The 9,600-nt window shown below is 51.7% G+C and carries 9 protein-coding genes; 1 reads left to right on the top strand and 8 read right to left on the bottom strand.

All coding sequences use genetic code 11. The features are described 5' to 3' along the window. Positions 1-271: 271 nt before the first annotated feature. The 8 genes from BP549_RS00570 to BP549_RS00535 all read right to left on the bottom strand — a co-directional run bounded on the left by BP549_RS00570 (position 272) and on the right by BP549_RS00535 (position 8,994). Positions 272-1,024 carry an ABC transporter ATP-binding protein gene (locus BP549_RS00570; RefSeq protein ID WP_292377375.1) on the bottom strand — a complete coding sequence of 251 codons (753 nt, stop codon included), beginning with the start codon at positions 1,022-1,024 and terminating at the stop codon, positions 272-274. A 107-nt stretch (positions 1,025-1,131) separates the two neighbouring features. Continuing rightward, the gene (locus BP549_RS00565; RefSeq protein ID WP_292377374.1) at positions 1,132-1,605 is read right to left on the bottom strand and encodes an ATP-binding cassette domain-containing protein; all 474 of its coding nucleotides are present in this window, start codon (positions 1,603-1,605) and stop codon (positions 1,132-1,134) included. Beyond that, positions 1,605-2,477, bottom strand: coding sequence for an ABC transporter permease (locus BP549_RS00560; RefSeq protein WP_292377371.1), 873 nt, complete (start codon positions 2,475-2,477; stop codon positions 1,605-1,607). Before BP549_RS00560 ends, BP549_RS00565 begins: the two co-directional genes overlap by 1 nt. Before the next feature lie 142 nt (positions 2,478-2,619). Further along, entirely contained in the window at positions 2,620-3,624 is a 1,005-nt protein-coding gene (locus tag BP549_RS00555; protein ID WP_292377370.1) for an ABC transporter permease, read from the bottom strand. Beyond that, complete coding sequence (locus BP549_RS00550) at positions 3,621-4,466, bottom strand: class I SAM-dependent methyltransferase (RefSeq protein WP_292377368.1); 846 nt, start codon at positions 4,464-4,466, stop codon at positions 3,621-3,623. The genes BP549_RS00555 and BP549_RS00550 overlap by 4 nt, the downstream gene beginning before the upstream one ends. Before the next feature lie 53 nt (positions 4,467-4,519). Next, entirely contained in the window at positions 4,520-6,136 is a 1,617-nt protein-coding gene (locus BP549_RS00545; protein WP_292377366.1) for an ABC transporter substrate-binding protein, read from the bottom strand. Positions 6,137-6,388: 252 nt separating this feature from the next. Beyond that, positions 6,389-7,648 (bottom strand): MDR family MFS transporter, encoded by a 1,260-nt coding sequence (locus tag BP549_RS00540; RefSeq protein ID WP_292377365.1) that lies wholly within the window; start codon positions 7,646-7,648, stop codon positions 6,389-6,391. A 20-nt stretch (positions 7,649-7,668) separates the two neighbouring features. Further along, a complete protein-coding gene (locus BP549_RS00535) occupies positions 7,669-8,994 on the bottom strand; it encodes an ABC transporter substrate-binding protein (RefSeq protein WP_292377364.1) in 1,326 nt (441 codons plus the stop codon). Between BP549_RS00535 and BP549_RS00530 the strand changes: the two genes are divergently transcribed. Then, a complete protein-coding gene (locus BP549_RS00530) occupies positions 8,882-9,307 on the top strand; it encodes a hypothetical protein (RefSeq protein ID WP_292377564.1) in 426 nt (141 codons plus the stop codon). The genes BP549_RS00535 and BP549_RS00530 overlap by 113 nt on opposite strands. Positions 9,308-9,600: the final 293 nt, after the last annotated feature.

Raw genomic sequence — 9,600 nt, 5'->3', positions numbered from 1 at the left:
AAATAAATAAATAAATAAATTAGTATCGCGTCAACAGTAGATAGCCCACGCCGGCTAATTTGTCCGAACACAAGCTGATCAAGTATTATCCCCTGATTATTATAACGCACCAAACTCTCTTGTGACATGTCTGAGATCAATTTGCATAAACCGGAAGTTTTTAAGTTTTTTGAATATTATCCCGCCTACCCTCCAGCTTTCGAGCATAATCAATTAATGTTCACGCAGTACCCATTTTCCTGTATCTAATCAATGATGTGAATGAAGACACTCAAAAGTTTGCGATCAGTTTATGCAAGTAAGGCGTTGATGGATCCTCAAAGATCTTGTCCGCAGTGCCTTCTTCGATAATCCTCCCCTCTTTCATTACCATTACTCTGTCACACATCGCTCTTACGACCTCTAGATCGTGAGAGATGAACAACATGCCCATATGGTCTTCTCGGGCTTTTTTTTTCAAAAGCTGCAGGATATGCGCCTGCACCGAGACATCCAGCATCGAGGTGGGCTCGTCCAGCACAAGATAACGGGGCTTGAACGCGAACACGCGCGTCAGCACGGCCCGCTGGATTTCGCCCCCGCTCACCTGGTTCGGATACCTGTCGATGATGTCGAGTGGTAGGCTCACCTCATTGGCCAGCCGTTCCAGCATGGTCTGATACTCACTCTTTGGGATGCCGAGCCTGTCGAATGCCTCCAGAATAGAATCCATGAGCGTGAAATGGGGGTCCAAGGCGTTTTCCGGGTGCTGAAAGATAATCTGTATCCTTTGGCGATACTCCCGGAACTGCCGATCGTGCAGGTCCGTCACGTCTTTCCCATCGAGGAAGATACGTCCCCCGGAAGGCTGCAACAACCTGACCGCCAGCCGGCCGAGCGTGGACTTGCCGCACCCACTTTCTCCGACCAGCCCTAGGATCTCGCCCTCTTTCAACCGGAAGGACACGCAGTCAACGGCTACTTTCCGGGCTCTCCTCACGAAGGATGTCTGGAAAGTCTTCGACACGCCTGCCAGCTCAAGCATAATGGCACCTTACCATGTGATCGTCCTCGATCTCCCGTAGCAGCGGGTGGTGGCTGCATTCGCCCCGAATGCGATCACAACGGTCCCTGAACCGGCACCCTTCGGATTTATGCGAGCCAATGGTTGCGGTGCGGGTAAGAGTCGAAGATAGCCTGGGGATCGGAGAAACCAACGCGTTCCAGGTACGTCAGGGCTCTCTGCTCGGCCTCCCCGCCGTGCGCGACGCCGGCTTTCTCAATCAGCTCTGTGATCTGCTTACCGATCCTGATGACAGGGTTGAACGACGCCGACGGGCTCTGCGGTACCAGCGAGACTGCTTTTCCCCTCATTTCCAACAGCTCTTCGCGGGACATGGAGTAGACCTCCCGTCCGCGGTAGACGACGCTACCCTTAACGGCTGCGATGTCGTCCAGCAGTCTCATCGCGGCATGGCCCAGTACGGACTTTCCGCAGCCTGATTCGCCCACGATGGCCAATGTATCAAGCTCCTTCACATCGAGATCGATGCCTTCGATCGCCTTGAAGGGCCCCTGCAGGGTGTCAAACGTCACTGACAGGCCTCTTATGTTGAGGAGGCTCATCAGATCAACTCCAGCATCTTGCTGTCCTTCCTTCCCTCCACGGTGAGCATGATAAAGGCCAACAAGGTTACGCAGATCATCAGGCCGGGCGGCAGATACCACCACCACATGTCATTAGCGAAGCCGCCCCGACTGAACGCGAAATGGATCATCTCGCCCCAGCTGATATTCAGGGGATCGCCGAGGCCGAGGAAACTGAGCGACGCCTCCGATAGCATTGCCGAAGCTACGGCCAGCGAGAATTTAGCGTAGATGATATCCTTCGTGTTGACCAAGACGTGTCTGATTATGATATAAAGATTAGAGTAGCCGAGCGCCCGGGTGGACTCGATGAACTGCATCTCCCGCACCTGTAGTACCCGGGAGTGTACCAGCCGGGCGGTCGAACACCAACAGAGGAGGCCGACCACCATGATGATATTCCACATGCTGGGATTGAGGTAGGCAGCCAGAATTATCATGAGGGGTAGGCTCGGGATGAGAAGGAACACGTCCGTCGTGCCCAGCAGCAGTTCCTCCGCCCAGCCCCGGAAGTAGCCGGCGAAGACGCCCACAGTCACGCCGATCACGATGGAGATGATGCCTGACAGAAAGCCGATGGTCAAGGATACCCTAGCCCCGTAAATCAGCTCGGAGAACACGTCCTGGCCCAAGTCATTCGTCCCGAGTAGATGCTCAGACGACGGCGATTGGTAGGGAATGCCAGTCTGTTTCGGGTCGTGCGGCGCCAAGTAAGGCGCGAAGACAGCTACCAGCACCAGGGCCGTTAAGAGGATAATGCCCAGGGATCGCAGTGGGTTTCGGTCCAGGAGGCCCTTTATGCCAGTATCATTCAAGCGCCTGAAGAGATTTCCGGGTAGTGACAATTCCATACTATCGGTTCTCCATGTGATAAGCAGTCGAGTGCCGCATACTATCCGATCTTAGATTAAACCCTATCACGTTATGCCATGAGTAAATGTTACTATTTAATTATATAGTAATATTAACTGCATACTACCATTAATATTTATATTATATTCTCTTTCCTGCGTTCGTCGAATCACCGATCCTTGGGTCAACGATGCCGTATAGCACGTCCGCCAGGAAGTTGGCTGCCAGAATGAAGATCGTCAGGAAGACGAATGCGCCTTGCAGAACAGGGTAATCTCGCGACATGACTGCGTCGTATATAAGTGTGCCCATACCGTTTAAAGAAAACACGATCTCTATGATCAGGGCCCCGCTCACCGTGAACCCGAAATTCAGGGCCATGATGCTGATGAACTGGGGCAGCACGTTCCGCATGACGTGGCGGAGCTCGATAACCCGTGACGGTAGGCCTTTGGCCTTCGCTACGAAAATGAAGTACTCGCCCATGATCTGGGTAATCGAATTGCGGACGACCAGGAAAATATACGCTGCCTCGAAGGTCGCCAGAATGGCGACCGGGAGAAACAGGTGCCATCCGATATCTAGCAGGTAGGCAAAACCCTGGGTTTTGCCTGAGGATATATTGCCCAGCGGAAACCATCCCAGATGAAAGCTGAAGATAGTCACGACGATCATAGCAAACAGGAACGATGGACAGGTGTACATGAGTATCGAGGTCCCGGTGAGGAGTCGATCGACTTTGCTCCCGTGCCTGAACCCTGCGAGGGCACCCAAAACCAGGGCCAGTAGTCCCCCGATGGCGATCGAAGGGAAGATAAGCACCAGGGTCCAGAAGAGCCGATCATAGATGAGGTCGGTCACTTTCAGGTTCTTGTGGATGGAGTAGCCGAAGTCCAGGCGGCCTGCACCCAGCACGTACTCGATATATTGATCCTGAACAGGCCGATCAAGGCCGTACTGAGCCCGCAACTCGTCCAGCATTTGACTGTCGATGCGGACCGCTTCATCGCCCAGCAGGTTAATCATAGGGTCGCCGGGCATAGCGCGGGGTATAGCGAAGTTAATGGTGAGGATGATCACCAACGTGATGCCGTACCGTAATGCCTTGCCGGCAAAAAAGCGCGTTCGCCCTTCAACCTGGCTCATGGCCCTGGCTCTCCCGGCACATCCCAGCAGATGGCTGCCAGCCTGACATGTTTCTTTACCTCAAATAAGCCCGTGTCGGACCGAGCTTCGAAATACTCGCGGATAAGGCGCTCACTGTGGGCGTCGATTGTAGTGAAAATGCTGAAATAAGTGACGTACTGCCTGACCAGTCGGTCAACAGGCACCTGTTTTGCACGCTCCAGTACGAACATCTCCAGCGTGGGCTTCCTGTCGATTTCCCGCAACAAGTTGTAGGGATAAACATAATGATATGCATTGGTAGCCTGCCGTTTGCCGATGACTAAACCCCAGAGATCGTTAATTGGTCCGTAGTCCGGGTTCTCACCATAGGTGACCAGACAACAGCTCCGGGTGGAGCACGCTTCTAACTTTAGGAGCGTCTCCACGTCCCTTATCGCGGGGGACATGGCCGAAAAAGCGAGGTCATATTTACCTTCCGGTACAAGCTCTTCCCACTTTGCCTGCAATGGCCGGAGACTGGACAGGCCCCTGTGCGCCGCTTCCCGCAACATCGCATCCAGCATAGCAGCTGATGAGTCAAGGGCATCAACCTGCCGTGCCCGTTCGGCAAATAGCAGGGCATAAGTCCCGGGGCCGCAGCCGATATCCAGCACGCTGTCTCCGTCCCTGAACGCACCCTGTTTCGTCAGGTGGTCGACAATAGCTCTGTACACAGGCTCTCCTGCGATCACATCGCTCAGGTACTCGTCTGCAACCTCATCCCAGTAACCTGCCCATGCAGCCTCATTCTGCGTCCTGACTCTTCCAGACGATTTCAGCTGGGCTTCGTCCCATGCTATTTCCCATTTTGTTTTATTCATAGGACCTCCGCGATCGAACAAATAATAAAAAATGTCTCCATCATGGGGCATGTTCATGCTTTATGCAGATAGAACAGCGTGTCGTAGTTCAGGATGCCGCTGCATGGGTTGTAGACCCATCCCGCGTAGTTCTTGTTGTACGGCTGGATGATATCCATGTTGTACACGGCGATTGCCGGCATCTCGTCGGCATAGTAGTCCTGAAGCTGGCCGGCCAAGTCCTTGCGCTTATCCTTGTCGATGGTTGACGTGAGCTGGTCCACGGTGGTCTGGAACTTCGAGTCGTTGACCATTGACCAGCCGTAGATGCGCTGGTCGATGTAGCCCGATCCGTAACCTGCACCCATTTGCATGCCCCAGTAAGTTGTCCGGGCCAGCGCCATCTCATGCGTCTTATCGAAGTCCATAGAGTTGCCAAAGGACGTTCGGTCCATGATTTTGAGCTGTACGTCGATGCCCACGGCGTTCAGGTACTTCTTCAGCATCTCGACGGCCCGGACGTTGTCTACCATATCGCTGCGCGTCGAGAGCACAGGCTGGAACTTTTTGCCATCCGGAGTCTCGCGGAATCCATCACCGTTCGTGTCCTTGAAACCTGCCGCGTCCAGCAAGTCTTTCGATTTGTTCACGTCGTAGGTGAGCGGCCTTGTCTCTTTGTAGTACAGAGTGCATTGGGGTACCAAGCCTGCATCGGGAATCGAGCCGTAGCCAGCTGTGAAGATGTTCTTCATCTCCTCATAATCGATTGCGTAGCTGACGGCCTGCCGGAAGGTCTTGCTGTCAAGGTACGTTTTGTTCTCATTGAACCAGAGCACGTTGGTGATGCCGTTGTTCTTCTGGATCATGATGCCAATGTCTTTATCGTCGAGCAACTTGGGCACGTAGAAGGGGCTGAAGCCCGTCGCATAGCCATATGGAGTGTCTATCTCTCCTTTCTGGAACGCGAGCATCATCGTGTCTGTGTTGGCGAAGTAGCGTATGTCGATCTGGTCGATGGCTGGATTCTGGCCCCAGTACTGGTCGTAAATCTCGAAGTGGAGTAGGCTAGTGGTCTTATCGAAGCTCTTGAGCACATAAGGGCCAGTGCCGATCCATGCGTCCGGGCTGTTGAACTTCTTCGGGTCTTCGACGTTCTTGTAGATATGCTCAGGCAATATTCTGTAAGTTGCAAGGTTTATGAGAAAGTTGAAGTCCGGCTTGTCAAGCGTCATGAGTACTGTCCGGTCGTCTGGAGCTTCGACCGAGCGAAGATCGCCAAATATCGATTTCCAGTTTGGGTCATTCTTTTTCCGGTAGTCCATGGTGAACTTGATGTCCTGCGCTGTCAGCGGTTTGCCGTCGTGCCACGTGGCATTGCCAACCAGGTGGAACGTCCAGGTCTTCAGGTCCGAGGTGTCCCACGACGTGGCAAGCTCAGGTACGATGTCACCGTTAGCGGCGATAGTCACCAGAGCCTGGTGAGTCAGGCGGCGCGAGAATGTCCCGAAGTAGTAATCGTTGATGTTCGTGTCTTCCACCTTGTTGGTTGTTCCAATAACCAGTTTCTGGACTCGGTTATCCCCAGCAGGTGTCTGCGACGCCGTCGAATTTGCCGACGGCTGCGTACATCCTGATAGCAAAACACAGGCAACCAGAACAGTAATTATCAATAGCTTTGTTATGTACCTCATTAACAGACCTCAATGTCATGACATGGCGAATCGGCAACATTCATCAGTCCATAAATAAATAAGCACTTTCTTTACTATATCTCATTCTTTAATAATTTTGTGTTACTAAATATGTATTATTTTAATAACATTAAGAATGTTAACTGAAGAATACACCAGAAGAGGCCAGTTTATGCACCGTACAGCCTGTATAACATTCGTACGACGGGATGTTATACAACGTGTCGTTCACACATGCTTTTCACACATGCTTTATACTCCCTTCCACAAGGAAGGTGCTCGACCGTCGACACCTGTTTTTGGGCGGGTCATTACTCCAAGGTACCAGAAGCTGGCGCCACAGACAAGGCTAATCATGGCGGCGATGAGCCAGAATGCGCCAGAGCTTTCCCAGAATAGCCCAAGGAGCCAGCCTCCCAGAAGGGCACCGACGCCGAAACCTGCTGAGCCCGTCAATCCCACGAGCCCGAAGTATCTGCCTCTCCGATGCTCTAGAGACATATTGGCAGTCAGCGTGGTGAGCGAAGGAAGATATAACAGCTCGCCAAACGTCATCACCGCAACGCACAGCATCAGCCACTCAAATCCTCCCTGGACAGCGATCAGTGCCAGGCCAACGGCATAAAGTCCCATTCCGAGGGCCATCGAGGTTGTGAGTCTGATGCGTCCGGAGACCCTGGTCACCGGGAACTGGAGAAAAACGACCATAAGGCCGTTCAGAGAAAAAAATGCGCCTATCTCTTTTTCGGAGAGGCCAGCAATGCCCTTTGCATAGACAGAGAGGGGCGAGTACATATGGGCTGCAACCAGAGCAGCGAGGAACGCAAGTACCAGTAAAAGGATGAACGGCCTATCTTCTAGCAGAGAGCCGTGTTGCGATCGATCGTCGCTATAGGGTGTCGCACCATGGTTGCGTTCCCGGACGTACAGCGTGACGATTACAAGGTAAGCGGCCGATGCCATAGCCGTAAGCGAGAATGCCAGGGTATAGGAGACAGAAGCTGCTATGCCTCCGATCACTGGGCCGATCGAGTAGCCGAGGTTATAGCCCGTCCTGAGTGTACTATAAGCTTCAGCCCTTTGCTCCTCGCCCACCTCATCGGCCAGTACCGCAGAAGGTGCCGTGCTGAAAAGCCCCGAAGATATGCCGGACAGGACGAGAAGTGCGAGGAAATACTCAAAAGAGGCATTGTATGCGACCCCCACCGCAAGCCCTGTGAAACTCATGGAAACGCCGGCAAGGCCTGCCATGAACACTGGCTTTCGGCCAAACCGATCACAAAGCTCACCACCCGCGAGCTGCATAACCGCGTTGGCAATGGTCTGGAGAAAGACAACCAGGCCAATAAGGGCTACTGGTGAACCTTCATAGGCGTACAGGTAGACGGAGATGAAGGGTGTGACAATCGACGTGCTGAAGCCGTTCAGGGCCGTGCCAGTGAACAGCGCCCAGACGATTGGGGGCATAGGCCTGGAACGTGATTTTTTCCATATATGAGTGAAACCTGTCATACAATAACTCACGTCACAGTTCAAGCAGGTTTTAGCTCCATGATTGTATGATGGTTCAGTACACTGGACAAGCCGACAACCCAGCCTGCATACTTTTTATTGTAGGGCTGAATCAGATCCATCGAATACACCGTAATCATAGGCAGGTTGTCGGCATAATATCTCTGGAGATCCCCGCCGAGTTTGAGCCGGGTGTCCTCATCTCCGGCCATGCTTAGCTGGTCGGCGAGCGAATTGTAGGTCGTCTCATTCAACATGCACCAGCCATATTCGCCTGTGCCGACAAGGCCCGTGCCATAGCCTGCACCCATAGAGATGCCAAAATACGAGGTCGGCGACAGGATCATTTCTTCTGTTGCGCCCGTAAGGGCATCGAACGTGGCTAGATCAACCCACTTGAACTTGATGTCTATGCCGACGGCGTTGAAGTACTTCTTGAGCATTTCTGCAGCGCGGGCGTGGTCCGCGATGTCGCTCCTGGCGGTAATCTCACCCTGGAACTTGGTGCCATCGGGCATTTCCCTGAAGCCGTCGCCATCCAGATCGACCATGCCCATAGAGTCCAGTAGGGCTTTTGATTTGTTGACATCGTATGCTAGAGGCTGGGTTTCCACGTATCCGTACAAGCCCTCAGGAATCCACCCTGCTGGAGGTATCGAGCCATAGCCAGCCGTGAACAGTTTCATCATTTCATTATAGTCGATGGCATAGCTCATCGCCTCGCGGAACACCTTGCTGTCATAGGGTGGTTTTTCCACGTTGAAGTAAATTGCAAGGGATACACCCCCGTTTTTCGCTGTCATTATGCCCAATTCTTCTTTCTGAAGGATTTTCGGCACGTAATAATAACTAATCGTGCTGGCTGGGGCGTCAATCTCGCCTTTGAGTAAAGCCTGGAGGAGTGTATCTGTATTCTTGTACATTCTGTACTCGATGACATCTACTGGCGGCTTTCCTTCCCAGTAGTTCTCGTTGGCTTTGAAGACGAGCAGGCCCGCATTTTTGTCAAATTTTTCGAAGATATAAGGTCCGCTTCCGATGGAAGCTTCCTTGCCGTTGAATGAGGAGATATTTTGGACACCCTTATAGACATGTTCGGGCAGCATCTTGACCACATCCCATGTATATAGCAAGTTTGCATCCGGCTTTTTAAGGTTGATAATCACCGTGTTGGCGTTAGGTGTCTCAATAGACTCGATGTCCTCAGTGTACAGCATTTTGTGCGGAGTGAACTTGGCAAGGTTCTCTAATGTGAACTTCACATCGCTGGACGTGACAGGCTTACCGTCGCTCCAGGTCGCATTGTCAAAAAGCTGGAACTTCCATTTCTTGAGGTCCGAAGACACCTGCCATGACTTTGCCAATTCCTGCTCGAGGGCGCCTGACGGGCCAATCCGGGCCAGCCCTTGCAGACAGAATACCCTGATCAGCCGATCGTACTGGGCATCGTTAATGTTTGTATTTTCAACAGTTGCTACTGCGCCAAACGTCATCTTGGCGATCCGATTTTCATCCTGTTGCGGCGGAGGCGCTACCATTGGCTGCGATGTACAGCCCGAGAAGGCTGTACTTAACAGCAAAACCAATACAACCAGAAATGAATGTGCTTTTTTCATTGTTGTCCATCCATGTCCTCTTAGTGCGACAACAATTTGTTAACGAGTATTTGCTCATTATACAATTGTTAGTATTTTTGTTAATAACTGTTATTATATCAAACTTTTTACTGAGGATAAGCTAATATTTTCTTAATAATTGTTACTACATCAAACTTTTACTAAAAAAATCTCAATTAACTCTTAAAAGCCCTAATCTAATTTGACGCCTATTTCTTTGGAAATATCTTCCAAATGAATTTTTTATTTGCCCAATGATTTAGGGTTTTTCCATATCAGTGTTAAAACTAGAAATGTAGAATGAGCTCATTCCAACCTTAATTTGACATTAATATA

The sequence above is a fragment of the Methanosarcina sp. UBA289 genome (assembly GCA_002496565.1).
Classification (GTDB): domain Archaea; phylum Halobacteriota; class Methanosarcinia; order Methanosarcinales; family Methanosarcinaceae; genus Methanosarcina.
The sequence above is the reverse complement of the archived record's forward strand: the minus strand, read 5'-3'. Positions and strand labels throughout refer to the sequence as shown.